At 61.2% G+C, this 25,507-nt stretch carries 24 protein-coding genes; 10 read left to right on the top strand and 14 right to left on the bottom strand.

Annotated elements, in window-relative coordinates; all coding sequences use genetic code 11:
* Positions 1-82 precede the first annotated feature (82 nt).
* The 9 genes from BMW66_RS04095 to pyrH all read right to left on the bottom strand — a co-directional run bounded on the left by BMW66_RS04095 (position 83) and on the right by pyrH (position 8,937).
* Positions 83-703, bottom strand: a complete 621-nt coding sequence (locus BMW66_RS04095) for an OmpH/Skp family outer membrane protein (RefSeq protein WP_093115696.1) — start codon at positions 701-703, stop codon at positions 83-85.
* A gap of 7 nt (positions 704-710) precedes the next feature.
* The gene (bamA, locus tag BMW66_RS04100; RefSeq protein ID WP_245729350.1) at positions 711-2,963 is read right to left on the bottom strand and encodes an outer membrane protein assembly factor BamA; all 2,253 of its coding nucleotides are present in this window, start codon (positions 2,961-2,963) and stop codon (positions 711-713) included.
* A gap of 253 nt (positions 2,964-3,216) precedes the next feature.
* Positions 3,217-3,351: a hypothetical protein gene (locus BMW66_RS20745; protein ID WP_281242617.1), complete on the bottom strand. Its 135-nt coding sequence runs from the start codon at positions 3,349-3,351 to the stop codon at positions 3,217-3,219.
* Between the two features lie 77 nt (positions 3,352-3,428).
* Positions 3,429-4,775, bottom strand: coding sequence for an RIP metalloprotease RseP (gene rseP / locus BMW66_RS04105; RefSeq protein ID WP_093115700.1), 1,347 nt, complete (start codon positions 4,773-4,775; stop codon positions 3,429-3,431).
* 8 nt (positions 4,776-4,783) lie between these two features.
* Positions 4,784-5,956, bottom strand: coding sequence for a 1-deoxy-D-xylulose-5-phosphate reductoisomerase (dxr, locus tag BMW66_RS04110; RefSeq protein ID WP_093115702.1), 1,173 nt, complete (start codon positions 5,954-5,956; stop codon positions 4,784-4,786).
* Positions 5,953-6,726: a phosphatidate cytidylyltransferase gene (locus tag BMW66_RS04115; RefSeq protein ID WP_093115704.1), complete on the bottom strand. Its 774-nt coding sequence runs from the start codon at positions 6,724-6,726 to the stop codon at positions 5,953-5,955. Before BMW66_RS04115 ends, dxr begins: the two co-directional genes overlap by 4 nt.
* Positions 6,723-7,454, bottom strand: coding sequence for a polyprenyl diphosphate synthase (uppS, locus tag BMW66_RS04120; RefSeq protein ID WP_093115706.1), 732 nt, complete (start codon positions 7,452-7,454; stop codon positions 6,723-6,725). The genes BMW66_RS04115 and uppS overlap by 4 nt, the downstream gene beginning before the upstream one ends.
* Positions 7,455-7,578: 124 nt before the next feature.
* Positions 7,579-8,145 (bottom strand): ribosome recycling factor, encoded by a 567-nt coding sequence (gene frr / locus BMW66_RS04125; RefSeq protein WP_093115708.1) that lies wholly within the window; start codon positions 8,143-8,145, stop codon positions 7,579-7,581.
* Positions 8,146-8,205: 60 nt separating this feature from the next.
* The gene (gene pyrH, locus BMW66_RS04130; RefSeq protein ID WP_093115710.1) at positions 8,206-8,937 is read right to left on the bottom strand and encodes a UMP kinase; all 732 of its coding nucleotides are present in this window, start codon (positions 8,935-8,937) and stop codon (positions 8,206-8,208) included.
* 128 nt (positions 8,938-9,065) lie between these two features.
* Between pyrH and miaA the strand changes: the two genes are divergently transcribed.
* The 5 genes from miaA (at position 9,066) to BMW66_RS04155 (ending at position 15,797) form a co-directional block, all read left to right on the top strand.
* Complete coding sequence (gene miaA, locus BMW66_RS04135; protein ID WP_093115712.1) at positions 9,066-9,953, top strand: tRNA (adenosine(37)-N6)-dimethylallyltransferase MiaA; 888 nt, start codon at positions 9,066-9,068, stop codon at positions 9,951-9,953.
* Positions 9,954-10,051: 98 nt separating this feature from the next.
* A complete protein-coding gene (locus BMW66_RS04140; protein ID WP_093115714.1) occupies positions 10,052-10,891 on the top strand; it encodes a helix-turn-helix transcriptional regulator in 840 nt (279 codons plus the stop codon).
* Positions 10,892-11,297: 406 nt separating this feature from the next.
* Positions 11,298-12,383: an ABC transporter permease gene (locus BMW66_RS04145; RefSeq protein ID WP_093115716.1), complete on the top strand. Its 1,086-nt coding sequence runs from the start codon at positions 11,298-11,300 to the stop codon at positions 12,381-12,383.
* Positions 12,384-12,398: 15 nt separating this feature from the next.
* A complete protein-coding gene (locus BMW66_RS04150) occupies positions 12,399-13,595 on the top strand; it encodes an ABC transporter permease (RefSeq protein ID WP_093115718.1) in 1,197 nt (398 codons plus the stop codon).
* A gap of 108 nt (positions 13,596-13,703) precedes the next feature.
* A complete protein-coding gene (locus tag BMW66_RS04155) occupies positions 13,704-15,797 on the top strand; it encodes a dipeptide ABC transporter ATP-binding protein (RefSeq protein WP_093115720.1) in 2,094 nt (697 codons plus the stop codon).
* Between the two features lie 61 nt (positions 15,798-15,858).
* Here BMW66_RS04155 and BMW66_RS04160 read toward each other — a convergent pair whose 3' ends face one another.
* Positions 15,859-16,443 (bottom strand): lytic transglycosylase domain-containing protein, encoded by a 585-nt coding sequence (locus tag BMW66_RS04160; protein WP_093115922.1) that lies wholly within the window; start codon positions 16,441-16,443, stop codon positions 15,859-15,861.
* A 242-nt stretch (positions 16,444-16,685) separates the two neighbouring features.
* Here BMW66_RS04160 and ssb point away from each other — a divergent pair, with 242 nt between their 5' ends.
* The 4 genes from ssb to grxD all read left to right on the top strand — a co-directional run bounded on the left by ssb (position 16,686) and on the right by grxD (position 19,372).
* Positions 16,686-17,156 carry a single-stranded DNA-binding protein gene (gene ssb / locus BMW66_RS04165; RefSeq protein ID WP_093115722.1) on the top strand — a complete coding sequence of 157 codons (471 nt, stop codon included), beginning with the start codon at positions 16,686-16,688 and terminating at the stop codon, positions 17,154-17,156.
* A 78-nt stretch (positions 17,157-17,234) separates the two neighbouring features.
* Positions 17,235-18,311: a site-2 protease family protein gene (locus tag BMW66_RS04170; protein WP_093115724.1), complete on the top strand. Its 1,077-nt coding sequence runs from the start codon at positions 17,235-17,237 to the stop codon at positions 18,309-18,311.
* 203 nt (positions 18,312-18,514) lie between these two features.
* Complete coding sequence (locus BMW66_RS04175; RefSeq protein WP_093115726.1) at positions 18,515-18,757, top strand: BolA/IbaG family iron-sulfur metabolism protein; 243 nt, start codon at positions 18,515-18,517, stop codon at positions 18,755-18,757.
* A gap of 252 nt (positions 18,758-19,009) precedes the next feature.
* Positions 19,010-19,372, top strand: a complete 363-nt coding sequence (gene grxD, locus BMW66_RS04180; protein WP_093115924.1) for a Grx4 family monothiol glutaredoxin — start codon at positions 19,010-19,012, stop codon at positions 19,370-19,372.
* Positions 19,373-19,479: 107 nt separating this feature from the next.
* Here grxD and BMW66_RS04185 read toward each other — a convergent pair whose 3' ends face one another.
* Complete coding sequence (locus BMW66_RS04185) at positions 19,480-19,890, bottom strand: cell division protein ZapA (protein WP_093115728.1); 411 nt, start codon at positions 19,888-19,890, stop codon at positions 19,480-19,482.
* Entirely contained in the window at positions 19,891-20,400 is a 510-nt protein-coding gene (locus BMW66_RS04190; RefSeq protein WP_093115730.1) for a hypothetical protein, read from the bottom strand.
* A gap of 208 nt (positions 20,401-20,608) precedes the next feature.
* On the opposite strand from BMW66_RS04190, the gene tkt reads away from it, so the two are divergent.
* Entirely contained in the window at positions 20,609-22,624 is a 2,016-nt protein-coding gene (gene tkt / locus BMW66_RS04195; protein ID WP_093115732.1) for a transketolase, read from the top strand.
* Positions 22,625-22,679: 55 nt separating this feature from the next.
* Here tkt and der read toward each other — a convergent pair whose 3' ends face one another.
* Both der and BMW66_RS04205 read right to left on the bottom strand, forming a co-directional pair.
* Entirely contained in the window at positions 22,680-24,125 is a 1,446-nt protein-coding gene (gene der, locus BMW66_RS04200) for a ribosome biogenesis GTPase Der (protein WP_093115734.1), read from the bottom strand.
* Between the two features lie 50 nt (positions 24,126-24,175).
* Complete coding sequence (locus tag BMW66_RS04205; RefSeq protein WP_245729351.1) at positions 24,176-25,489, bottom strand: PQQ-like beta-propeller repeat protein; 1,314 nt, start codon at positions 25,487-25,489, stop codon at positions 24,176-24,178.
* Positions 25,490-25,507 lie beyond the last annotated feature (18 nt).

Here is a 25,507-nt window from a genome sequence, read left to right on the forward strand (position 1 = left end):
GCAGGAATCCGGTGTCTGTATCGCGTCGGTATAACGTCGGTATTTTGTCGGTACTGTTTCCCGACACGGCCCGGCCAGCCAATCAATCGGTATTCTGTAGAGGCGGCACCTGCTCATCGCTGCCGCCCACGTTCTCGCTGTCCTCGTCCACTTCCTGCAGGAGGTCCGCCCCCTCCCCTATAGCCTCGTTGATCCGGTCGATGGCGCGATCGGTGATGTCGATGGATTCATCGAGCAGGAAAACGGAATTGCGTTCGAAGATCACATTCGCTCCGGAGTTCTGCATGATCTCCCCCAGAACCGGCGTTGCGGCCCGCAAAAAGGCGACACGCGCCCTGTCGCGCCGCTGAACGATCTTCCGGGCCTTCTCATCCTGTATGCGGCGGATTTCCTGCACCCGGTCATCAAACGCATCGGCCTCGGCGCGAAAATCGCCGGGGTCCATCTCGGGGCGCTGTTCGGTGAGGCGTTTTTCCTCGGCCGTCAACTCCGCCTCAATCTTGCGGTTCTCGGCCAAATGCCGGGCCTGATCGGCCTCGATCTCGCTGCTCACGCGCTGTCCGAACTCTGACTGGGCGAAAAGCTCTTCGGAGTCGATAACCAGAACCGAACTGACCGTGGTGCCGAAGGTCTGCGCAGCGAGCCCGCCTGCCATCAGCAGGACTGTGGCAAGGGTGGCTATGATCCGACGCACGGCACGCATGGGGCGATCAGAATTCGGTCTGGATGGTCAGGTTGAAGAGTTGTTCGTTGTCGTATCTTTCCTTTTTCAGCGCCTTGGAGAAGTTGAAGCGCAGCGGCCCCACCGGCGTGTTCCAGAAGAGCGAGAAACCCACTACATGGCGCAGCGCGAAATCTTCCTGAACAACACTGGTCGAGGTCGTATCAAGCCCCCAGACCGACCCCATGTCGTAAAACAGACCGCCTGTAATGCCGTATTCCTCGGGCAGGCCAAGGGGGAATTCCGCCTCAAACCGCGCGACCGCAAAGTATGTACCGCCGAGCGGATCGTTCTGTCCCGTGGACACCTCACGCGGGCCGATGCCATAGGGCTCAAACCCGCGCATCCGGCGGCCGAAGAAGTTGAACCTGTCGGTCACGCGCGAGTCGTCGTTGGGCGAATAGAGCATCCCGCCTTCAAGCGCGGCGCGCAGCGTCACCTCTTCGTTGAGCACCTTTGTCTGGGCAACGGCCCGACCTGTTGTCGAGATATAGGTATAATCGCCGCCCAAGCCGCCGAAGTCCTGTCCAAACTCGAACAGGTAACCGGCATTCGGGTTAAGCCCGGTCGTGCGAGAATCGTAGGTGTAGCGATAGCCGACCTCGCTTTTCCAGATATCGCCGCGGGCATCTTCTGCGTCGATTAAAGATCCGCCGATCTTGTTTGGCGGGTCGATGACCAGTTGATCGAGGCTCAGCGAATAGTGCACGCCAAGGCGGCTGTTTTCACCGACCGGGAAGTTGAGCGATGGACGGAACTGCCCCGACAGCACGTCGAAGCGGGTGAAACTGCTCTCCGACTCGCGATAGAGCAGATCAAGCCCAAACCGCAGATCCCGTCCAAGAAGGTTAGGCTCCGCAAACTGAATGCCATAGTCGGTCACATCCTCGGCGGCGGAGAACGACAGCCGAAGCTGCTGTCCGCGGCCAAGAAAGTTCCGCTCGGAAAACTGCACGACGGCGCCAAAGCCGCTGTTGGTCGAATAGGTCCCCCCGAGTGAGAGGGAGCCGGTCGGCTCCTCCTCAAGATCGACGTCGATGATCACCTGATCGGGGCTGGACCCTTCGCGCGCGTTCACCTCGGCTGTTTGGAAGAAGCCCAGGGCGCGGATACGCTCCGCCGCCTCGCGGATTTCGCGCGGGTTGAAGGGGTCGCCCTCCACCGTGTTGAACTGCTGCCGCACAACGCGGTCGAGCGTGGTGGTGTTACCCTCGATATCGATCCGCTCGACAAAGATTCGCTCTCCGCGGACGAGGACGAATTCCACATCCAGCGTCAGATCGCGGTCATTGCGCGTGATGCGCGGTTCTGCCCGCAGAAAATCGAACCCTTTACGCGTGGCGAGACGTTCCAGACGGGTGATCGAATTCTCCACGAGACCGGGACGATAAACCACCCCCTCGCGAATTCGCAGCGACTCCTGAAACTCCTTGGCGTCGGCGCCCTTGTATTCGCTCACCGTGGTGATCTTGCCAAAGCGGAACTGCTGCCCTTCCTCGACATGCAGGGTCATGTAATAGCCGTCACGGGCACGCGACAGTTCGGACGTGACGTTGGTCACGCGAAAATCCACATAGCCGCGGGAAAGATAGAAATCGCGTAGCACCTGCTTGTCGAACTCGATTCGGTCTTCGATGAAGGTATCGGATCGGATGAAAGCGCGGAGAATTCCCGCCTGCTTGGTGTTGAGCACACGGCGCAGCCGGTTGTCCGAGTATTCCTGATTGCCGACGAAGCTGATGCTTTGCACCTCGACCACGCCACCTTCGAAAATCTCGAAGATCAGGTCGGTGCGGTTATCGGACCGGCGGATGATTCGTGGTGTCACACGCGCTGCAATCCGCCCTTCGGCCACATAGGCATCGACGATCCTGGCCACGTCGCGTTCGACCACGTCAGGGTTGAGCACACGGCGGGAACGCGATTCGACAATTTCAGTGAGCGCGTCGTCCTTCAGCCGCCGGTTGCCCTCGAAGCTGACGACATTGATCGTGGGATACTCTTCGACCCGGATCACCAGACGGTTGCCCTGCGGCACCATTTCGACGCTTTCGAACAGGCCACTGGCAAGAACGCGCTGATAGGCGTCGTTCAGCTCGGACGCGCTGACGGTCTGACCGCGGGCGATTCCGGCGTAGTTCACGATGGCAGAGGGGTCGATCCGCTGATTGCCTTCGATCGTAACCGAAGAAAAGCGATAGCTCTGGGCTTCGGACACCTGCGGCAAGGCAATGAAAGCCATCGAAATCAAAAGAACAAATGCAAACAAAAATCTGCATCCGGGGCCTTTCCGGCCGGTTGGCAAAGACGCTCGCGCGCCCGCAAGGTCGGTCATGATTCAAATCCCGTGCGACATCCCAGATGAATTGTGACTAGCGGGATTGCGCCGCCTTGTCAAAAGCGCGTTATGGCGCTTGCGGAATGATTGCAAAATCACAATGGCGCGCCACCGGGCAAACCCGGTTCACAAACGTGGCGTCAAGAGCTTTATAGGCTCAGAAAAGGCCGATTGACCGGCCAAAGGCCGCAAGCATCAACCCTGCAACGATGGCCGCAGGAAACAGCATGCGGTCCCAGTTGGTTTCCACCATTTCCTCGAGCGCGCGATAGCCTTGCTGTAGCGTTTGCATGGCAACAGTGCCTTTCCCATTGCAGATAAGACAACGTTACCAACCAATTAGGGCAGGATTGCGGCGATCTTGCAACCTCAGGGACAGAATAGATCGTTGGTCACACCGAAGGTCATGAGGCCCAGAACCAGGGCGAGGCCGATGGTCATCAGAATCCGCACGGCACCATCGCTTGGCGGACGCCCCACGACCGCCTCATAGGCATAGAACACCAGATGGCCACCATCGAGCACCGGAATGGGAAAAAGGTTGAGAAGCCCGATCGCCGCGGAAAGCACGGCGATAAACCAGATGAAGCTCTGTGCACCTTGGCTGGCCATCGCACCGGAGGTCTGGGCGATACCGATGGGTCCGGAGAGGTTGCAACTGCTGATGGCGCCCGTGATCATGTGATAAAGACCGGAGACCGAGCCTTCCATGATACGCCATGTCTGCGTTGCTCCGCCCAGAAGGGCCGTTCCGACGCCCGGCGTCTCGGTCGCGGGATCGAAGGCGAGTCCGCCGCCGATGCCGATACGCCAATGGGTGTCAAAGCCTCCGCCGGGCTGCGGTTCATCCACGCGGCGGGGGACCAAGGTGAATTGCAGCGTCTCACCGTCGCGCCAGACATCGAGCAGAAGCGGGCGGCCCTTGCCATCTTCAACGGCCTCCTTGAGCTGCGAGAAGCCCACGATGGGGCTGCCATCGATGGCGGTGATGACATCGCCGACCTTGAGGTTGACAGAATAGGCGGCCGATTGCGGGGCCAGATGCTGAATCAACGGCGGATAGAGGTAGGGGCCGCTGACGACCTGTTCCCGGCCGTTGCGACGCACGCGGTAGTCGAGCGGGTTTTCCAGCGGCAGCGCATCGGTAAACTCCCTGAACGTCTCTGCGTCATCGAAACCGGGCACACGCGCGCCGGCCACGGCAAGCACCTCGTCGCCTTCACTCAACTCATACGCCGGGGGCGGCAGGTCGCGCAGTTCCCCGACGACGAGCGTGTCGCCCACCTGCCCGCGGGCCATGAGAACGGCGGCAAAGATCAGGATCGCGAGCACGAAGTTGAAGAGCGGACCGGCGGCCACAGTGGCGGTGCGCGCCCAGAGCGGGGCGCCGTGCATCGAATGGCGCCGGGTGTCGTCGTCCATCGTCTCGATCGCCTCGGCATCCTTGCCGCTGGCGGCGTCGGAATCGCCCATGAAGCGAACGTAGCCGCCAAAGGGCAGCGCGGCGACCTGCCATTTCGTACCGCGCCGGTCCATGCGGGACCAGAGGACAGGGCCGAAGCCGAGAGAAAACACCTCTGCATGGATGCCCGACCAGCGCCCGACAATGTAGTGACCGTATTCGTGAATCGCCACGATGATCGACAGCGCCACGATGAACGCCAGCACAGTCATCGCCATGCCGCCGAATGCGGGAAGAAGTGCAAAAATATCCAAAACCGTTCCTATGCCTGCCGTTCTGCCATTATCGTATCCGCCGTCTTCCGGGCGATTTGGTCCGTTTGCGCGACGGTATCAAGGGTCAACGCGGCATTTGTAAGGCCGCATTCTGATGACAATCGAGTCAGGACTTCTTCCACAACCTCGGCCATCTGCAAGAATCCGATGCGCCCGTCCAGAAATCCGTCCAACGCGCGCTCCTTGGCCGCATTAAACACCGCGCCCGTCAGCCCCCCCGCCGCCATCACCTCGCGCGCGAGTCGAAGCGCCGGGTAGCGCGCCTCGTCCGGGGCGCGGAAATTGAGCTGCCCGACGCGCGCCAGATCGAGCCGTTCGACCGGCAGCGCGCGCCGCTCCGGCCAGTGGAGGGCATAGCCGATGGCGTGGCGCATATCGGAACTACCCACATGCGCCATAAGCGCCCCGTCCGTGAAGCCGACCAGCGCGTGAACCAGCGATTCGGGATGCACGAGCACCTCGATCTGATCCGGTGCGCACCCGAAGAATTCCTTGGTTTCAATGATTTCCAGGGCCTTGTTGAACATGGATGCGGAATCGATCGTAATCCTCTGTCCCATGTCCCAGTTGGGGTGTTTGGCCGCCTCGTCGGGGGTGGCGCGGGCCATTTGCTCACGCGTCCAGTCTCGGAAGGCACCGCCCGAGGCGGTGATGACAATGCGTTCAACGGCGGACATCTCTTCGCCCCTGAGAGCCTGAAACACCGCCGAATGTTCGCTGTCCACCGGCAGGAGCGTTGTCCCATGCCGGCGCGCGGTCTCCAGCACGAGCGGCCCGGCGGTCACGAGCGATTCCTTGTTGGCAAGGGCCAGGGTACCGCCCTGTTCGATCGCCTTGAGCCCCGGTGCGAGACCCGCGGCGCCGACGATGGCGGACATGATCCAGTCGGCCGGACGGCTCGCCGCCTCCAGCAGCGCGGCGGGGCCGGCGGCCACCTCCACCCCAGAGCCTTCCAGCGCCTGCATGAGCGGCGCGCGCAGGTCTTCATGCGCGGTGACCGCGATCTCTGCGCCCAAGGCACGGGCATCTGCGGCCAGCCGCGTGATGTTACTTCCGCCGGTCAACGCCACAACTTGATAGTCCTGCGGCGCGCGGGCGATCAGGTCGATCGTATTCTGCCCGATCGAGCCTGTCGCCCCGAAGATTGAAACCCGTTTCATCCGACCCCCGGCAATCCGGTCGTCACACCCACAAGAAGGACAAACAAGGCCGCCCCCATCATCGCATCGAACCGATCCATCAGTCCGCCATGTCCGGGGATGAGGGCGGAGCTGTCCTTGACCCCTGACCGGCGCTTGATCGCGCTTTCTGCGATGTCGCCCATTTGAGCGGCGATCGCGGTCAGAACGCTGAGTACGACCACCCCCGGCCCGAGCAAGGCCCAGCCTACCAGCGCCGCACCAATCCAGCCGGCAACGGTGCCGGACCATGTCTTCTTGGGGCTCACGCGCGGCCAGACCTTGGGCCCGCCCAGCATCCGGCCCGCAAAATAGCCGGCCACATCCGAGGCGATGACCACCGCGACAAGCCAGACGACCCAGTCAACCCCCCGGAAATCACGCAATGCCGCCAGGCCAAAGCACGCCAGAAGAAGCAGTGCAGAGTAGCCTGCGAAAATCGCCCGCTCGCGGGAAATCTGCGTTGCCCCGACGAGCACCGGCGCAATCAGAACCGGCAGTGTCAACAGACCGATCCCATATGTGGCAATCAGCAGGACGCCCGTGCCCAGAATCCCCATCTGCACCGCCAGCGCGGATTTCTCCGGTGCAAGGATGCGTGTCAGTTCCCATAGCATACCGCCGCATATCAAGGCGCACAGCAGGCGAAACCAAAGTCCGCCAAGCCAGAGCGCAACTGCGCCGATGGTCACCATCACCACCGCTGAGCCGACGCGCGCGGGCAGATCGCCCCATTTGCCCCCGTCGCTCATACGCTTGCGGCACCAAAGCGGCGATCCCGCTGACAGAAGGATTGAACCACGCGGCGGAACTCCTCGGGCGTAAAATCGGGCCAGAGCGTATCGATAAACTCATATTCGGAATAGGCCGACTGCCAGAGCAGAAAGTTGGAGACGCGGGCCTCCCCACTGGTGCGGATCACCAGATCGGGATCGGGCAGAACGTAGGTATCGAGGTACTTGGGCAGGGTTTCCTCATCTATGTCGTCGGGATCGAGGTGCCCCGCCGCCACATCGCGGGCAAGACGCTTGGTGGCGCGTGCCACTTCATCCCGTCCCCCGTAATTCAGTGCGATGGTCAGATGCGTCGTGTCATTGTCGGCTGTCATCAGCTCAAGCTCATCCATGAGCGCCACCAGCTTCTCGTCAAGCCTGACCCGATCACCGATGAAGCGCACACGCACGCCTTCGGCCTTCAGCGCGCGGGCCTCCTTGCGGATATACTGGCGAAACAGGCTCATCAGCCCGGCCACTTCAGACTGGGTGCGTTTCCAGTTCTCGGTCGAGAAGCCGAAGATGGTCAGATATTTCACGCCCAGTTCCGGGCAGGCGCGGACATTTTCCTTGACCCGCTTTGCGCCGGCGTGGTGACCGAAAAGCCTCGGCCGCCCGCGCGCCTGCGCCCAACGACCGTTGCCGTCCATGATGATGGCCACATGGCGCGGGCCGGAACGCAGTTCCCGGGACGTGTCAGCGGCCATTCATTATCTCCTTCGCAGGCGAGGCCCGGCGTTTCCGTCCGGGGTTGCGCCATTGTCTGTCGCGGGTGCTACGGGTTCGGCCCCTCGGCGGAACACGGCCTGTCGGGATCGTGACAGGCGCCGGTCACACCTGCATGATCTCGCCCTGCTTGGTTTCCAGCGCCTCGTCCACCCGCGCGATGTAGCGGTCGGTCAATTCCTGCACCTCGGTTTCCCAGAATTTCTGGTCGTCCTCGGACATGCCGTTGCTCTTGGCTTTCTTGATCTGATCCATGCCGTCGCGTCGCACGTTGCGCACGGACACGCGGGCGTGTTCGGCATATTGCGCAGCCACCTTGGTCAGTTCCTTGCGGCGTTCCTCGTTCAACTCGGGGATGGGCAGCATGATGATCGTGCCGTTCAGCTGCGGGTTGATGCCCAGCCCAGACTGGCGGATGGCCTTTTCAACCTTGTTGACGAGCCCCTTGTCCCACACGTTGATGGTGACCATGCGCGGCTCTGGCACATTCACGGTTCCGACCTGGTTGATCGGGGTCATCTGGCCGTAAGCGTCAACCTGAACCGGCTCCAGCATGGAGGCGGAGGCGCGGCCGGTGCGCAGGCTTGCAAATTCGACGCGCAGATTGGCGATTGCCCCTTCCATCCGGCGTTCCAGATCTGCGGTGTCGATCTCTATTTCATCTTCGGACATGGCTCTTGCTCTTGTTGAAAGGGGGATTTAGCCCCAGTTTCGCGGATCACTCTAACGGGTTTACCTGACAGTTGTATAGGTGCCCTTCCCCGCGAGGATACCGCGCAGGCCGCCGGGTTCATCCAGTGAGAACACGATGATCGGCAGGTTGTTTTCCCGCGCCAGCGCGATGGCGGACGCATCCATGACCCCCAGCCGCTTGGCCAGCACGTCATCATAGCTCACCGTGTCATAGCGCACGGCGTCGTCGAACTTGTGGGGATCCTTGTCATAGACCCCGTCCACCTTCGTGCCCTTGAAGATGGCTTCGCAGTTCATTTCGTTGGCGCGCAGCGTGGCGGCGGTATCGGTCGTGAAATATGGGTTGCCGGTGCCCGCGGCGAAGATGCAGATGCGTTTCTTTTCAAGGTGTCGCACCGCCCGGCGGCGGATGTAAGGCTCTGCCACTTCGTCCATGCGGATCGCCGAGATAACGCGGCAGTACGCGCCCAGCCCCTCCAGCGCCGATTGCATCGCCAGCGCATTCATCACCGTGGCGAGCATGCCCATGTAGTCGGCGGTGGTTCGTTCCATCCCTTGTGCGGAGCCTTGCAGCCCCCGGAAGATGTTGCCGCCACCAATGACCATGCAGATCTCAACCCCGAGATCGTGGACGGATTTCACTTCCTGCGCGATGCGCTGCACCGTCGGCGGGTGCAGCCCGTACCCTTGATCGCCCATCAGCGCCTCACCCGATATCTTGAGCAACACCCTGCGAAAGGTGGTCTTTGTCTCGGGGTCGGCCTCGTTCATGTTGCACTCCGTCGCGGCTGGATCTTAGGATCGCGCGCAAGATGTCGGAAAACACGGGCGGGTTCAATGCGTGATATGATCGAAAACGGGCGGAGACCCGCGCGCGTCAGACGCGCCGGCGCGACGCCATGAACGCGTTGCGCGACCTTGATCCCGACCGCCCGGTCCTGATCGCCGGGCCGACGGCCAGCGGCAAGAGCGCGCTGGCGCTTCGGATCGCAGAGACGCAGGGCGGCGTGATCGTCAATGCCGACGCGATACAGGTCTATGAAAACTGGCGCGTTCTGACCGCGCGTCCCTCGCCGGAGGAGGAGGCCCGCGCGCCGCACCGGCTTTATGGGCATGTGGCCTTTGACGCGGAGTATTCGGTCGGGCACTGGCTTCGCGAGGTGGCGCCGATTCTTCAGGATTCCCGGAGGCCGATCATCGTGGGGGGCACCGGGCTCTATTTCACCTCACTGACGCAAGGACTTGCCGAGATCCCCCCCACTCCGGCGGACATCCGCGCCCAGGCCGACGCTCGGGTCGCCGCAGAGGGGTTCGAAAGCCTTCTGGCCGAGCTTGACAGCAGAACGCGGGCGCGCATCGACTGCGCCAACCCGATGCGCGTGCAGCGAGCCTGGGAGGTCTGGCGCACCACGGGTCGGCCGATGGCGCAATGGCACGACGAGACGCCGCCGCCGCTTCTGCCCGAAGAGGAATGCACGCCGATCCTGTTCGATGTGGACGTGAACTGGCTCCGTGCGCGCATTGCCTGGCGATTTGACCGAATGCTCGATCAGGGCGCATTGCAGGAAGCGCGCGAAAACCTGCCGCGATGGGATCCCACGCATCTGTCATCGAAGGCCATTGGCGCCCCCGAACTCATCGCACATCTGCGCGGCGAAATCACGCTCGACCAAGCGCGCGAGCGCGCGACAATCGCGACGCGGCAATTCGCCAAGCGACAGCGCACATGGTTTCGAGGCCGGATGAAAAACTGGCAAGCATGGTCTCCGGAGCAGAGCTTCACTTGACTTGACTTGACTTGACTTGTCCAAATCTGATTTAAAGCACACTTGACCCTCTGCGCACAGTGGGATTTCATTCACTATTCAGGCATTTGCGGAGCTCCATGTCCGAGGCCACCCCAATTCAGGTTCTGTCTCTGGCACAGCTTGCGCAATGGGCGCCGGGTTCACTTGCGCGATTGCATGTTCGGCACGATCACCTGTTTCTTTGGATCACCCGGGGACAGGGGCGGATTGTCCTGCACGGTCTGCGTCGGGGGTTTGGCGCCCATAACGCGATTTTCGTTCCGGCGGGTCGACTTTTGGCCATCGAAGCCGGGCGGCAGATGATCGGTCATGCGGTCCTGATCCCGGATGACAACCAGGTGACACTACCGGATCGCTGCCATCACCTGCGGGCGCAGGACGTGATGGTGCAATCGGAACTGACCGGACTGATCGAGGAAATGCGGCGCGAGCTGGATGCGAACCGCCCCTTCTTGTCCGAAGCGATGATCGCCCGGGCGCAGCTTCTGGCGATCTGGCTGAAACGGCAGATGCGGGGGGCCGAAGACCCGGCCCGCGCCGACGCTGGCGAACGCCTTGTTCGGCGCTTTGCCGATCTGGTGGCCACCGATTTCCAGACCGGACAAAGTCTGGCCGATTATGCCGACCGGCTTGATATCACACCCACCCACCTCAGCCGTGCCTGCCGCAAGGCCAATGGCATGACCGCGAGCGACATGCTTTCGCAATGTCTCGAATACGAGGCGCGCAGGCGGCTGGTCGCGACAGAACAGCCGGTTCAGGACATCGCGCAGGATCTCGGCTTTGGCAGCGCGGCCTATTTCTCGCGGTTCATGCAGCAGCGATGCGGCCTGCCACCAAGCCAATTGCGCAAGTCCTCCTCGCCGCACTCCGGTGTGAGGGTGGGCAATGAAACGCGGCCGCTTCCGTCGTGGTGATGTCGCTTTCACGACAGGCGAATGTCGTTTTTTCACCCGCGAATGGCGGTGACATCTGTTGACGCGGCTGCATTTCTGGTGCCGAATACCTGCCACAGACGCCAGAACCGCAATGCCGCCTGAGAACGGGCACGGCATGGAATAGCCCCTGCAAGAGGGCATCTGGCTGCTGAAGGACCGTGTCACAGGGGAGTAGCGACATGCCAGGCAAGCCGACATGAAGAGACCCTTCCACAATGCCGCAAGAGGCCGGGACAGTTCCGATCAGTGTCCACAGATCAGAGGCAACCCCAATTTAGCAAAAGCCCCGCAAACCGCCTGACATGATGCCACGGCGGTTTTCGATATCCTGGCGCGCGGACGGTCCGCTGCCCAACGAAACAATAACAGACCAACAGAGGACTTCATGGGACTGTTTATCCTACGACGACTCGGGGTGATGCTGATCACGGCGTTGTGTCTGACGTTTGTGGTCTTCTTTCTCACGAATCTCTATCCCAATCTCGAGAAGCTGGCCAAGACGCAGGGCAATTTCCGCATGTCTGATGAAGCGGTGGAAAGCTGGCTTGAAAACCGCGGTCATCTTCAACCCATGCCGGTGAAATACGCCCAATGGCTCGGTGTGCTGCCCGGCTTTGTCAATGAGTTGCAGAACGGCACGGTTCTCGGAAAATGCGTAAAGCCGGGCATGGAACCCGATGAAATACCACGGTTTTGTGGTGTGTTGCAGGGCGACTGGGGCTTTTCGACCGTGTTCCGCGAAGATGTCTCCGAAATCCTCGCCACGCGATTGGGGCTGACCGGGATTCTCATGTTCTGGGTGATGGTCCTGATGGTGCCTTCCGCGCTCATCATCGGGGTGCTTGCGGGGATGCGTGAGGGAAGCCGGGCAGACCGATCCCTCTCAACTGTGTCGATCCTGTCCACGGCCACACCGGAATACGTCTCGGGCGTGATCTTCATCGCGCTGCTGGCCTCGTCGCGGTATGGGCTCGGCCCGCTATTGAACGACTGGGGCCTGATCGAGGGCAACGCACCGTTCAAAGGCACGGCGACAAGCGCGATGGAAAATCCCACCTTCGAGAACTTCTTTCTGCCCGTGTTGACCATCGCGCTTTACGGGACGGGTTACATTGCGCGGATGACACGGGCGAGCATGGCCGAAGTGATGACAGCGCAGTATATCCGGACCGCGCGGCTCAAGGGGGCCACATTCCGCAACATTGTCTTGCGACACGCCTTGCGCAACGCCCTCATCGCGCCCTTTACCGTAATCATGCTGCAGTTTCCCTGGCTGCTGAACGGTGTGGTGATTGTCGAGACGCTCTTCAACTACAAGGGCTTCGGCTGGACGCTGGTGCAGGCTGCCGGCAACAATGACATCGAGATGCTTCTGGGGGTTTCGGTGGTCTCGGTCTTCGTGGTGCTGGCGACACAGCTGATCTCCGATATCGGCTATGTCTACCTGAATCCGCGTATCCGAATTACCTGAGAAGGCGAGAGCATCATGGAACCTTTGAGCTGGACTCAAATCATCCTGAACATCCTGTTTCAGTTCTCGCCGGTCTGGATCGCACTGATCGTGACCTTCCTCGTTTCCATCGTCTACAAACGCCGGCTTGGCCTTTATGGCAAGCTGTTCGACAGCACGATCGGCATGATCGGCTTCGGTCTGGTGATGTTCTGGGTCTACACCGCGATCTTCGCGGGGGTATTCGACCTGGTATACACCCACGATCCGCTTTCCCAGGTCTCCGGCATGAAAAACAAGCTGCCCGGTGAGCCGCTTCGCAGCGCCGAGGAAGGCGAGTACGCCTATTACTTGCTGGGCGGAGACAATCTGGCGCGCGATGTCTTCAGCCGCATGGTGACGGGAAGCTGGGTGGTGGTTCAGATCGCGCCGCTGGCCACGCTGTTCGCCTTCATGGTCGGGATCACGCTGGGTTTGCCGGCGGGGTTTTACGGCGGGCGGCTGGATACCTTCCTGTCGTTTCTGGCCAACCTGATCCTCGCCTTTCCGGTGATTCTGCTCTTCTACCTGCTGGTCACACCCGAGATTGTTCAGACCGGGATTCCCAACTACATGGCGATGGTTCTTTTCATGTTTCCGATCATCTTTGTGACGGTGCTGCTGAATTCACGCTTCTACACAAGGCCCACGTTGCGAACGCCGCTTCTGGCGGCGGTGCTTCTGGTGATGTTCTGGATCTATCTCAGCGTGATCTCGGCCAAAGGCACGGTGGTCAGCGTTCTGCCGTCCTTTCTCGATCTGTTCGACATTCCGGGCGGAATTCTCGTCGTCTTCGTGTCGGTCGTCTTCGTGAACTCGCCAACGGTCTTCCGGATCGTGCGCGGGCTGGCGATGGACATCAAGACACGCGACTACGTGGCCGCGGCCCAGACGCGCGGCGAGGGGCGGTGGTATATCATGCTGTGGGAGATTCTGCCCAATGCGCGCGGGCCGCTGATCGTCGATTTCTGCCTGCGCATCGGGTATACAACGATCCTGCTTGGAACTTTGGGTTTCTTCGGGCTGGGCCTTCCGCCGGAAAGTCCGGACTGGGGCTCCACGATCAACGAGGGACGCAAGCTTCTGTCAATCTATCCACATCCTGCATTGCCGCCGGCCTTCGCGCTTCTGAGCCTCGTTCTGGGGCTTAACCTTCTGGCGGACGGGCTACGCGAGGAAAGCCTGCGCGACTGACGAAACGGGCGGAACCGGGGGTCAGCCTCCCGGACCTTCCGAAGTGTGTGAATCAAGAAGACGATCAGGGCCACCCCTCTGATCCGAGGCTCCAAAGGGAGACGACGAATGACCGAACCGGCAGATCACGATGGCCCGATCCTGGAGATCGACAAGCTGTCGATCTCTTTCTTCACCCGCCTGCGCGAGATTCCGGCGGTGATGGATTTCACGGTGCATGTCCAACCCGGCGAAGCTGTGGGCCTTGTGGGGGAATCGGGCTGTGGCAAATCGACGGTGGCGCTTGGTGTCATGCGCGATCTTGGCAAGAACGGAGCGATTGTCGGCGGCTCTGTGAAGTTCAAGGGGCGCGACATGGCCGACCTGAACGACGAAGAGCTGCGCGAGATCCGCGGCAATGAGATCGCCATGATCTATCAGGAACCGATGGCCAGCCTGAACCCCGCGATGAAAGTCGGCAGGCAACTCATGGAAGTGCCGATGATCCATGAGAACGTAAGCCAGAAAGAGGCTCGCAAACGCGCGCTCGAGGTTATCACCGATGTCCGTCTGCCGGACCCGAAGCGGATTCTCGACGCCTATCCGCACCAGTTGTCGGGCGGCCAGCAGCAGCGCATCGTGATTGCCATGGCCCTGATGTCAAAGCCGTCGCTTCTTATCCTGGATGAGCCGACCACCGCGCTCGACGTGACGGTGGAGGCGGCAGTGGTCGAACTGGTCAGGGATCTGGGCAAGAAATACGGAACCTCGATGCTGTTCATCAGCCACAACCTTGGGCTCGTGCTGGAAACCTGCGACCGGATCTGCGTGATGTATTCCGGCGAGGCGGTGGAGCGCGGCTCCATCGAGGATGTGTTCGATCACATGCAGCACCCTTATACACAGGCGCTTTTTCGCTCGATCCCGCTTCCGGGGGCGGACAAGAACTCACGCCCGCTGATCGCCATTCCGGGGAACTTTCCACTTCCCCATGAACGCCCCCCTGGATGCAACTTTGGCCCGCGTTGCAACTATTTCGTCGAAGGGATCTGCGACAAGGAAGAAACCATTCCGATGATCCCGGTCGAAGGCTATGAACGGCATGAGAGCCGATGCCTGCGCTTTGAGGAAATCGACTGGAACGCCCCGCTGGAACTGGCGCAGACCAAGACCAAGGGAGAGATCGGCCGGGTCGTTCTGAAGATGGACAAGCTCAAGAAATATTACGAGGTCGCGGCCAACGCGCTCTTTGGGAGCAGTGGCGACTTGAAGGTTGTGAAGGCCAATGAAAGCCTCAGTTTCGAAGCGCATGAATCCGAAACGCTCGCCATCGTGGGGGAATCGGGATGCGGCAAGTCGACCTTCGCCAAGGTGCTGATGGGGCTTGAGACGGCCACCGACGGGCAGATCCTGCTCGACAATCGCAATATCGAACAGATCCCTATCGAAAAGCGCGACACCCAGACAGTGGCGGACATTCAGATGGTGTTCCAGAACCCGTTCGACACACTCAACCCGTCGATGACGGTGGGTCGGCAGATCATGCGGGCGCTGGAGATTTTCGGTATCGGTGCGTCTGAGGCCGATCGGCGCAAAAGGATGCTGGACCTGCTCGATCTCGTGAAGTTGCCACGCGAGTTTGCCGACCGGATGCCCCGGCAGCTTTCAGGCGGGCAGAAACAGCGTGTCGGCATCGCGCGGGCCTTTGCCGGGGATGCGCGGATCGTCGTGGCCGATGAGCCCGTCTCGGCGCTTGATGTTTCGGTGCAGGCGGCTGTGACCGATCTGCTCATGGAGATTCAGCGCGAGCACAAGACCACGTTGCTTTTCATCAGCCACGATCTTTCGATCGTACGCTATCTCTCTGACCGGGTGATGGTGATGTACCTTGGCCATGTGGTCGAACTGGGCACCACGGATCAGGTCTTCAGCCCGCCGTATCACCCCTATACGGAGGCGCTATTATCCGCCGTGCCGATTGCGGACACCAAGGTGGAGAAACAGCATATCGTGCTGGAAGGTGACATCCCGTCGGCCATGGACCCGCCTTCGGGATGCCCCTTTCAGACGCGTTGCCGCTGGAAATCTGAAGTGCCGGGCAATCTCTGCGAGACGGAGGTGCCGCCAGTGCGTGATATGGGCGACGGGCATCAGGTGAAGTGCCATCTGGACGACGAAATCTTCAAACGCATGGCACCAGTGATCAAGATCGCGGCGGAGTGATCCGGGCAGTCCCCATATAGAGCACCGCGCGCCGCTGTTGACCCCCGGGGAGCTGTGACGGTCAGCTTCCCCAGATCACAAGAACATAGTTCCGGGTTTCCTGATAGGGCGGCACGCCGCCGTGCTTGACCACGGCCTCCGGCCCGGCGTTGTAGGCCGCAAGCGCCAGCCGCCACGAGCGGAACTTGCCATACTGCCTGGCAAGATAGCGCGCGCCGCCCTCGAGATTCTGTTTCGGGTCGAGCGCATCGACACCCAGCCTGCGCGCGGTTTCCGGCATGAGCTGCGCAAGACCAAGCGCCCCCTTGTGCGATTTGGCCCGCGGGTTCCAGCCTGATTCCTGCTCCACAAGCCGCAGGAAGAGGTCGACGGGAATGCCGTGACGCAGCGCAGCGTCGCGCGCCATGTCGAGGTAGGGACCGCGATAGGAGCCTTCGTAGCCTTGCGCGCCCCATTTGCTCGGCGTGTGGATCGCCTGCGGTTTCAGTCGCACAGATCCATTATACTGCTGACTTGCGCGGTTATCGAGAACGTTGGTCTGCGATTCAAATAGCTTGAGACGCGATTTCGTGGACAGCACATCCGCCGCAGCCGGACTGGCCGAGACAAACGCGGCCGCCAGCATTGCCGTGACCCAGTGTTTCATATTGAACTGTCCCATTTCCGCTCCTTCCCGACTATACCAGCCCAGTGCGCAATTTCCAGCACCCAAAGCGTCGCGCGGCGTGTCAGGGCAAGCGATCGCCCGCGCTCTGGAACTGAGCAAACCTGCCGGGAGCAGCTTTACAACATGGAAATGGGTAGGTTAACGAAATTTTTGGCTTTCCCTCGCAGGAACAGAGTGGTGTAAGCTGGATGTGAAGTGACGGATTCTGAGGGAGAAGCGACATGGCCGGATCAGTCAATAAAGTCATCCTGATTGGAAACCTGGGCCGCGATCCCGAGGTGCGCAGCTTTCAGAACGGTGGCAAGGTGTGTAACCTGCGCATCGCAACATCAGAGCAATGGAAAGACAAGAACACCGGAGAGCGGCGCGAGCGGACTGAGTGGCATTCGGTCGCAATCTTCTCCGAAGGGCTTGTCCGAGTGGCAGAGCAATACCTGCGGAAAGGCTCCAAGGTCTATCTCGAAGGCAAGTTGCAGACCCGCAAATGGCAGGACCAGAATGGGCAGGACCGCTACAGCACAGAGGTGGTGCTGCAAGGGTTCGACGCCACGCTGGTGATGCTGGATGGTCGCGGTGAAGGCGGCGGCCAGCAGAGCGGCGGCGGCGATGACAGAGGCAATGACACAGGCTATGGCGGGCCGAGCGGCGGCGGTGCCCCCTCGCGCGATCTGGACGACGAAATCCCGTTCTGATTTTCGCATCACAGGGATGGTCTTGTCCCGTCCACCCCCTTAGGTTGGGACGGCACCTGAACTGTTGAGGCACTCCCCATGCGCTGGTCATTTCCCATTGGTCATTTGTTCGGCTCGCAGCTTCGTGTGCATGCGACGTTTTTCCTTTTGCTGTTGCTGATCGCTGCCATCGCCTATCAAGAGGGCGGATTGGCGGCGGCAGCCCTGAACACGACCTTTGTTCTCGTGCTCTTTGCTTGCGTAATCGCCCATGAATTCGGCCATGCGCTCACGGCTCGGCGGTTCGGAATTCGCACTCCGGATGTGACGCTCCTACCCATCGGCGGGCTGGCCCGGCTCGAACGGATGCCCGAAAATCCACGCGAGGAGATTCTCGTCGCCCTGGCGGGTCCGGCGGTCAATGTGGTTATCTGGGCGGTACTTTCGGGTTTCTTCGGGCTGCGCACGGATCCGTCGGTGATGGCGGATTTTGACATTACGCCCCAAGATTTCCTCGCCCGCGTGGCCATGATCAACCTGTTTCTGGCGGTTTTTAACATGATCCCTGCCTTTCCGATGGACGGTGGCCGGGTGCTGCGCGCTGTGCTGTCGGTCTTCGTCGACCGGGTGCAGGCGACAAAAGTGGCGGCCTCCACTGGGCAGATCCTCGCCATTGTCTTCGGTTTCATCGGGCTGACCAGCGGGAATATCGTGCTGATCCTGATCGCTGTATTCGTGTTCGTGGCCGCCGAGGCCGAAAGCAGCAGTGTTTCGCTTCATGCGGCCGCCCGGAACATGTTGGCGCGGCAGGCGATGATCACCGAATTCGAGTGCCTGACACCTGGAGATGGGCTTCAGGCCGCCTCCAGCGCGCTGATCCGAACGACGCAACAGGAGTTTCCGGTCCTGGACGCAGAGGATCGACTTCTCGGCGTGCTGACGCGTGATTCACTATATGCCGCATTGATGGGCGACAGGCAGGGGGCCACCGTGGGTGATCTGATGACCGGGGATATACCCACGGCCCGGTTGACCACCCGCCTCGACAAGGTGCTTGACCTGTTGCATGGCGGAAATGTTCCAGCAGTCGCGATCGAGAACCACGAGGGCCGCTTTATCGGCTATGTGACCGTTGCCAACCTCGGCGAAAGCCTTGTGGTCCATGGGCGGGGCTGACAGCGAGGGCAGCCCCCGGAGCCGACCAAGCGCAGGCAATTGTATGTCAAACACCTGAACGCAATGGAGCAGCGGACGCGGAGGTGTCGGTTCCATCGCGATAGCAGCGAAGTTTTCCTGCGCGACGCCCCCGCCGGCCGCCCCCCTTGCAGCGCGCCCCCATCCCCTCTACATCAATATCAAGACGAACAGGGAGTTCCGAAATGGCGATACAAGCCCATGAAATAGAGGCGCTGATCCGCGCAGAATTTCCCGATGCCAAGGTGACGATCACCGATCTTGCGGGCGACGGAAACCACTATGCCGCAGAGGTGATCGACGAGAGCTTTCGGGGCAAGAACAGGGTTCAGCAGCAGCGCGCCATCTATGCCGCCCTCAAGGGCAAGATGGATGGCCCTGCCGGCGACCTGCACGCCCTCGCCCTGACCACGAAGGCCCCCGACTGATTCATGCCCGAGCCGACGCTCATCACGCACAACCCCTTGATTGTCCTTCTTGTACTACCCTTTCTTGTTGTATTTGTCTGGGCGACATGGCTGGAGGTTCGGCGTTGGTGGCGATACGGACCATCGGGCAACAATCGCGCGGCATTCCCGATCGACGAAACCGCGCCCAGCTATGAGCCGCCCGCACCGGAGGGCGACCCCGACGCTCAGGACGTGAACACCCCAAACGAACACAGCATAGAGGCCGAGACCATGACCGACGCCAAGACCCAGATCAACGAAACCGTGAAGTCCAATGATGTCGTGCTCTTCATGAAGGGCACCAAGGAGATGCCGCAGTGCGGGTTCTCCTCTCGCGTAGCAGGCGTTCTGAATTTCATGGGAGTGGATTTCACCGAAGTGAACGTGCTCGCCGATGAGAATATCCGCCAGGGTATCAAGGACTATTCCGACTGGCCCACCATCCCGCAACTCTACGTGAAGGGCGAATTTGTGGGAGGCTGCGACATCATCACCGAAATGACCCTTTCGGGAGAGTTGGACCAGCTATTCGAGCAGAGCGGCGTGAACTATGACAAGGACGCCGCCGACAAGATCCGCGAAGCGAACGGATGATATCGGGCTCGCCCGAACGACACTGAATTTGAAGACGAAAAGGCGCGTGGCGATGTTCCGCGCGCCTTTTTCATCGCCTTTGCCCGCTGAACCACCCCGGCACGGGATTATCCTTGCGCGGATTTACCCTCGACCTTCTCTTCTACCTCATCGGCGAGTGCTTCCGCGCGCGCAGCCAATTCGGCCAGGCTTTCGGTCACATCCTGCGGCACGACCGGAACCTCGATCCGTTCGGGCTCGGGCGCGGGGGCTGCGCGTAGTGCCTCAAGCTCGGCGGTCTGCTCTGAAAGTCGGGCCTCCATCTCGCGCAGCCGGTCCTCCATCCCGGCGGTCTTGTCCGCCAGCATCAGCCCCGCCATCAGAAGCATGCGCGATTCCGGGATGCGCCCGATCTGCTGGGCAAGCACCTGCGCCTCGTCGTCGAGCATTTTCGCTGCCGCTTGAAGGTATTTTTCCTCGCCCTCCTGACACGCGACCTCGAAAACCCGTCCACCGATGTTAATTTCCACCTCCGGCATCTATGCACCCTCCGTTACGGTATCGGTACTATCCCCGGCGGAGTCCTCGGCAAGGAGCGGCCGCATTGCCGCGAGAATCAGATCAGCCTCTGCCCGATCTGCCTCCTGCGTGGCGCGCAGCGCCTCGAGCTCTGCCAGCATCGACTTATTGATCAGATGCGGATCGGCCCCTTCGCTCTCTTTGGCCTCGCGAAGGGCCTGGTTGACCTCACGCATCTGCTGATTGGCCTTGCGCAACCGCTGCAATCGCGCGTCAAGCGTCTGTATCGCTCCGCGTTGCTTGTCGGCGCGCGCCTGCAACTCTTCGATCTCGCTAGCCTGACGCGCGTGCAATGTTTTGACACGTTCTTCGAGCTGCGCGCTCACAAGCCTTTCGTCCTCAAGCGCGGCGCGCAGTTGCGCCAGCTCGTCAGGGTCGGCACTTCGGGCCTCCTGCAAGGTTTCCATGCCCCGGCCAATCCGCTCCATCGCGGCGGTCAGCCTGCCCTCAAGTTCACTGAGTTCGCTCATGCCCTCATCCTCGTTTTTTCGACCCGCGCATGCCCAAATGCGCAGACCCGCGGCGGCGAATCGGCCCCGCGCAGGCGTTCCCCGAGTTTACCTAAAGGACTGGCAAATTGCGCCCCCTTTGGTTTCAAGCACTTGACCCATCCGCTTGATCTTCACCCAGAGCCTGATAGGAACGCTCCGAACATCACCTGATCAAAGGAATCCGCCCGTGGATATTGCCGCGCTGCAAACAAGAAATTCCGCGCACTGGAAAAAGGCGACCGCCATCCGTGCCCTGACCCTCGATGCCGTCGCGGCCGCCAAATCCGGTCATTCCGGCATGCCGATGGGAATGGCGGATGTCGCGACGGTTTTGTTCGAAAAGCATCTCAAATTCGATGCGAGCACCCCGAAATGGCCCGACCGCGACCGCTTCATCCTGTCTGCCGGGCATGGCTCCATGCTGATCTATTCACTGCTGCATCTTCTCGGCGACGCGCAGGTCACCCTCGATGAGATCAGGAACTTCCGGCAGCTTGGCGCGAAAACGGCAGGACACCCGGAGAATTTTCTGCTCGATGCCGTTGAGACGACCACCGGCCCGCTGGGTCAGGGGATCTCCAACGCCGTCGGCTTCGCCATGGCAGAGGAAATCCAGCGCGCGCACTACGGGCGCAAGGTCGTGGACCACCATACCTATGTCATTGCCGGCGACGGGTGTCTCATGGAAGGCATCAGCCAGGAGGCCATAGGCCTTGCCGGTCGCCACCAGTTGGGCAAGCTCATCGCTTTCTGGGACAACAACAACATCACCATCGACGGAGAAGTGGGTCTGTCGGACCGCACCGATCAGGTAAAGCGCTTCAAGGCGTCGGGCTGGCATGTGCAGGAAATCGACGGGCACGATCCCGACGCCATCGACGCCGCTATCAACGCGGCAAAGAAGTCCAAGAAACCCTCGATGATCGCCTGCAAGACCCATATCGCACTCGGTCACGCCGCGCAGGACACGGCCAAGGGACACGGCGCGCTGACCGATATGGATCAGCTCGCCGCGGCGAAAAAGGCCTACGGCTGGCCGCATGGTCCGTTCGAAATCCCCGCCGACATCAAGGCCGAATGGGAAGAGATCGGACGCAAGGGCGCGGCGCAGCGGCAGGCATGGCAAGCCCGTTTCGATACTCTTTCGGCGCAAAGACAGGCGCAGTTCAACCGCGCCTATGCCTGCGAGGTCCCGAAGAAACTCGCATCGGTGGTTCGCGCCCTGAAAAGGCAGGTCTCCGAAAGCAAACCCAAGATCGCCACTCGAAAGTCGAGCGAGATGACGCTGGAGGTGATCAACCCGATCATGCCTGAAACCGTGGGCGGCTCGGCCGATCTGACCGGCTCCAATAACACGCTTACGGGCGACATGGGTGTCTTCGACGTGGACAACCGCAAAGGCCGCTACATCTATTGGGGCATCCGCGAACACGGTATGGCCGCGGCGATGAACGGTATGGGGCTTCATGGCGGCATCCGCCCTTATGGCGGCACCTTCATGTGCTTCACAGACTACGCCCGCCCCGCCATGCGCCTCGCCGCGCTGAGCAAGGTGCCAACTGTATTTGTGATGACTCATGACAGCATCGGACTGGGCGAGGACGGGCCCACCCATCAGCCGGTGGAGCATCTGGCGATTTCGCGCGCCACGCCCAACACCCTCGTGTTCCGCCCCGCCGATACGGTGGAGACTGCCGAAAGCTGGGAAATCGCACTGAACCAGAAGGCCACGCCGTCAGTGCTGTCACTCACCCGGCAGAGCCTGCCCACGGTGCGGGTCGAACACAAGATGAAGAACCTCACCGCGCAAGGCGCCTATGTTCTGGCCGAGGCCGAGGGCAAGCGCCAGGCGATCCTGATCGCCACCGGCTCCGAGGTATCGGTTGCGATGGCCGCGCGCGACATGCTTCAGGCGGAGGGGATTGGAACGCGTGTCGTCTCCATGCCCTGCATGGAGCTTTTCGCGCAGCAGGAGGAAGGCTACCGCAGGCGCATCCTGCCCGCCGGCCCGGTCCGTGTCGGCGTGGAGGCCGGTGTGCAAATGGGCTGGGATCGCTGGCTTCTGGGCGAGCGCGGGCGCGAGGCGAAAGCTGGTTTCATCGGCATGAACAGCTTTGGTGCATCCGCGCCGGCCGAGGCTCTGTTCGAGCATTTCGGAATCACCGCCGACGCCGTGGTTGCAAAGGTCAACGACCTTCTATGAAAGATTTGCGGCCCCGGTCAAGCCGGGGCCGCTCCGCTGCTTGGCCGCTTCTGATCTATTTATCGAGGTGTTTGCGAAGCCGCGAGGGCGTGGATTTCTTGCGCCCCTTGTAAGGATTCCTGTCCCCCTGCCCCCGCATCGTGAGACGAATGGGTGTGCCGGGCATGTCGAAATCGTCACGAAGCCCGTTCACGAGGTAACGTGAATAGCTTTCGGGCATCTTGTCGGGCTGAGAGCACATGACGACAAAGCCCGGCGGCCGGGTCTTGGCCTGAGTCATGTAGCGCAGTTTGATTCGGCGGCCTTGCGGCGCGGGGGGAGGATGCGCCTCGATCATGCCCGACAGCCAGCGGTTGAGCTTTGCCGTGCTCACCCGGCGGTTCCAGACATCATGCGCCCGCAGGATCGCATCTTGCAGCCGGTCCAATCCACGCCCCGTCTTGGCCGACACCGTCACCAGAGGCGCACCGCGCAACTGTGGTAAAAGCCGGTCGAACGCTTCTTTCAGCGCGCGCAACTTGCCCTGTTTGTCTTCTTCCACATCCCATTTGTTGACCGCCAAGACCACGGCGCGGCCCTCGCGTTCGGCCAAATCGGCAATCCGAAGATCCTGCTGCTCGAACGGTATCGCGGCATCAAGGAGCACCACCACCACTTCGGCGAATTTCACCGCCCGCAGCCCGTCGGAAACCGAGAGCTTTTCAACCTTGTCCTGCACCTTCGCCTTTTTGCGCATTCCCGCAGTGTCGAAAATGCGCATTGGGGTGTTGTCCCAGATTGTGGCCACGCTGATCGCATCGCGGGTAATTCCGGGTTCGGGCCCGGTCAGAAGGCGGTCTTCACCGAGAATCCGGTTGATCAGCGTCGATTTGCCCGCATTCGGGCGGCCGACCACCGCGATCTGAAGCGGTTTGGCAACGGTGGGCACCGGCGCTCCGTCGTTTTCGGGTTCCTCGGACACCTCGACATCGGTTTCCGGGGCGCTTTCCTGCTCACGCTCTTCAAAATCATCCGCAAGTGGCATCAGCACCGAATAGAGATCATTGAGCCCCTCGCCATGTTCGGCGGACAGACGAATGGGCTCTCCAAGTCCTAGATTGTAGGCTTCCAGCACACCGGCATCGGCGGCGCTGCCCTCGCTCTTGTTGGCGGCGAGGATCACATGGGCGGACCGTTTGCGCAGGATTTCGGCGAACATCATGTCGATGGAGGTGATACCAGCGCGGGCGTCGATCATGAACAGGCAAACGTCGGCCATATCCACCGCACGCTCGGTCAGCCGCCGCATCCGTCCCTGAAGGGAATCGTCGGTGGTGTCCTCAAGCCCTGCCGTGTCGATTACGGTAAACCGCAAATCACCAAGTCGCGCCTCGCCCTCGCGCAGATCGCGCGTGACCCCGGGCTGATTGTCCACCAGCGCCAGTTTCTTGCCCACAAGGCGGTTGAACAAAGTGGATTTGCCCACATTCGGGCGCCCCACGATGGCGAGGGTAAAGCTCATCGGTCACACTCCGTCACGATCCGAAAGTGCGGCGATACAGCAATTCACGCTCAACGGAAAGCGTGCAATTGCCCCTCGGCGCCCAGCACATAAAGCGTGCGCCCCGCCACAATCGGGTTGGAGGCCGCGCCATCCGGAATCGGGGTATCGTAAAGCAGTGCGCCGGACTCGGGATCATAGCTGCGCAGACGCCCATCCGAAGAGGCGACAATCACCCGGCCGCCGGCGATGACCGGGCCATAGTGCTCATGCATGGATTTCATACGGCGCGGGCGATCCTGCACGAAAAGCGGCAACTCCTGTTCCCAGATCACCTCTCCGTCACTGGCGTTGATCCGCACCAGCTTGTTACGCTCTGTCACCATGAAAAGAGAGCCTCCGGCAGGCCAGACCGGCGACAGCGTGCCGCGTTCAATCGTCCATTTGCGCTGGCCGGTATCGAGATCCATCGCCACAAGCCGGCCGGTATGGTTCGCCGCGTAGAGCGTGCCGCCGTCGATAACCGGATCACCCGAGATGTCTCCTACGGTGTTGATCGCGCGGCCCGGACGCTGGCCCGTAATGCTCACATTCCAAAGCCGTGTACCGCCCTCGCGGAATACGGCGTTCATCTCACCGGAACCAAAGCCAAAAATCGCAAGCCGGTCTGTCAGCGCCGGAGCGGTTGGGGCCTGAAGGCTGGCCACAGAGGGCAACGCGCCGAGACGCCAGTCCACCCGACCCGTCGCGGCATCCACCGCCCACGCGGTTTCGTCCCCCGCCACGACATAAACGCGACCCTTGTAGAAGGTTGGGGTGGAATTGCCCACGGCGAGCAGCTTCTGCTCCCAGATCACGTCACCCGTCGCCGGGCTCAAGGCCATCAGAACGCCGAACCCGGTAACGACATAGAGCCGACCGTCACCATAGCTGAAGCCGCCGGACGTCGCTTCGCCCCTGCGATCTTGCGGTGGCGTCATGTCGCGGAACCAAACCTGTTCGCCCGAGGTCGACGTTGCCACTAGCTGCGATTCGCTATCGAGGGTGAAGATTCGTCCATCGGCAACGATAGGATCGGTATTGAGCCTCTGCCGTTTGCCCATCCCCGATCCTACATCCGCGCTCCACTTCAATTTGGGCGTTTGGGACAGGGCCGGATGCGTGGTGCGGAATGCGGGTGTGCCAATACGGTGGGTCCAATTGGCGTTCACGCTCTGTTGCGCAAGCCGGATTGGTGCGGCGCGGTTCACGATCTCGCCTTGCGCCGTGGCGGCCTCACCGCTGCGCAACTCCTCCCGTTCCCCAGGCAGGATGAATTGCGGTTCGGTGCATCCCGCGATCAGCACGGCCCCCGTCAGCGCCAGGATCCAGTTGTGATTTAGCACGTCCTTGCCCCCTATCGG

Origin of the sequence: Salinihabitans flavidus, from assembly GCF_900110425.1 — a bacterium.
Taxonomy (GTDB): Bacteria; Pseudomonadota; Alphaproteobacteria; order Rhodobacterales; family Rhodobacteraceae; genus Salinihabitans; species Salinihabitans flavidus.